The sequence below is a fragment of the Streptomyces sp. SID14478 genome (genome assembly GCF_010548525.1).
GTDB lineage: Bacteria > Actinomycetota > Actinomycetes > Streptomycetales > Streptomycetaceae > Streptomyces.
Genome location: NZ_JAAGMG010001247.1, coordinates 1 through 1,772 on the forward strand (window position 1 = coordinate 1; position 1,772 = coordinate 1,772).

The 1,772-nt window shown below is 72.1% G+C and carries 1 protein-coding gene; it reads right to left on the reverse strand.

Going from position 1 to position 1,772, the window contains the following annotated elements; genetic code table 11:
• Window positions 1–69: 69 nt before the first annotated feature.
• Window positions 70–1,772, reverse strand: a 1,703-nt coding sequence (locus G3I40_RS39920; protein WP_164559716.1) for a serine hydrolase, incomplete at its 5' end; no start/stop codon positions are given.

Consider the following 1,772-nt stretch of genomic DNA (forward strand, 5'->3'; position numbering starts at 1 on the left):
CCGACCGCGCCCGCACCTGCCGCAGGCGGACGCCGACGCGGTCGCCCCGCCTGCCAGCAGGCGCGGCGCTCAGTCCCGCGAGGCCGTCCAGCCCACCGCGTCGATCCGGGACGCGTCGGCCGGGCGGGCCTCGTCGAAGACGACCCGCTGCCCGTCGGTGACCCGTACGCCGTCCACGTAGACCCCGCGGCCGACGTACAACTGGTCCGTGGAGTAACGCCAGCGCACCCTGGTGGCAGCGGTCGTGAAGCCGCCGAGGTCCGCGGTGAGGCGGTGCCACTCGCGGCCCGCGTAGCCGTCCACCGAGCCCGACGCGTGCTCTTCCGTACGGTCCGTGGTGAAGGGTACGGGTTTCCAGGTGGAACCGCCGTCCGTCGACACCTCCAGGAAGAGGAAGTCGGAGTGCGGCTCGGTGTCCCACCACAGGGAGCACGTGAGGCGCGCGTCGGACGAGGTCAGGCGCACGTCCGGCAGGGTCAGCGTGGCCGAGGCTGCGTTCGCCATGCCGGAGAACCAGGCGGCACGGCCGTGGGCGGGGTGTACCGCGACGGCGCGGGCCATGTGGGTGCCCGCGGCGACCCGGGGAGCGGAGCCGGATCGCCAAGTGCGCACGGGGTGCACGGAGTTGCCCAGCACGATGAGGAAGGAGTCGGTCGTCGGGTCGAGGACGATCGAGGTGCCGGTGAAGCCCGTGTGACCGGCCGTGCGGGGCGTCGCCATGGCGCCCATGTACCAGTGCTGGTAGAGCTCGAAGCCGAGGCCGTGCGCGTCGCCGGGGAAGGCCGTGTTGAAATCCGTGAACATCAGGTCCACCGACTTCTGCGACAGGATCCGGGCGGCGCCGTAGACACCGCCGTTGAGGAGCGTCCGGCCGAGGACCGCCAGGTCCCAGGCGCAGGAGAACACCCCGGCGTGGCCCGCGACGCCGCCGAACCCGAACGCGTTCTCGTCGTGCACCTCGCCCCACACCAGGCCGCGTTCCATGCCCGACCACGGGGCGCGTTCGTCCTCCGTCGCCGCGATCTTCGGCTTCCACGCGGCGGGCGGGTTGTAGCGGGTGCGGTGCATGCCGAGCGGCCCCGTGATCCGCTCGCGCAGCAGCACGTCGAGGCTCTTGCCGGTGAGCTTCTCCAGGACCAGTTGCAGGGAGATCAGGTTCAGGTCCGAGTAGAGATAGACGGTGCCCGGCGGGTTCTGCAGTGCCTCGTTCCAGATGAGGCGGATCTGACCTTCGCGCGTCGGCTCCGTGTAGAGCGGGATCCAGGCGCGGAACCCCGAGGTGTGCGTGAGCAGTTGACGGATGGTCACGTCCTGCTTGCCCGCGCCGGCGAAGTCCGGCAGGTACGAGGCGACCGTGGCCTCCAGCTCCAACGCGCCGCGCTCCAGCTCCTGCACGGCGAGGATCGACGTGAACAGCTTGGAGACGGACGCCAGGTCGAAGACGGTGTCCTCGGCCATGTCGATCTGCTGGTCGGCGGGGAACTCGACGCCGGTGTCGGTCGTCTCGTCGTAGTGCGAATAGCGCACCGCCTTGCCGATCGGCTGGTGCAGCGCCACCGTGCCGCCGCGCCCGGCCAGGAGGACCGCGCCCGCGTACCAGGGGTGCTCGGGGGAGGGGCCGAGGAACTTCTCGGCGTCCGCGACCAGTTGGCGCAGATGCCCGGCGAGCAGACCCGCATGCTCGGGGGAGCCTCTGCGCAGCGTGGGGCGGCGCGCCGTGGCGGCGGCCGCAGGGCCCGCCGGGAAGGGGGCGAGGGCGAGCGCGCCCCCCA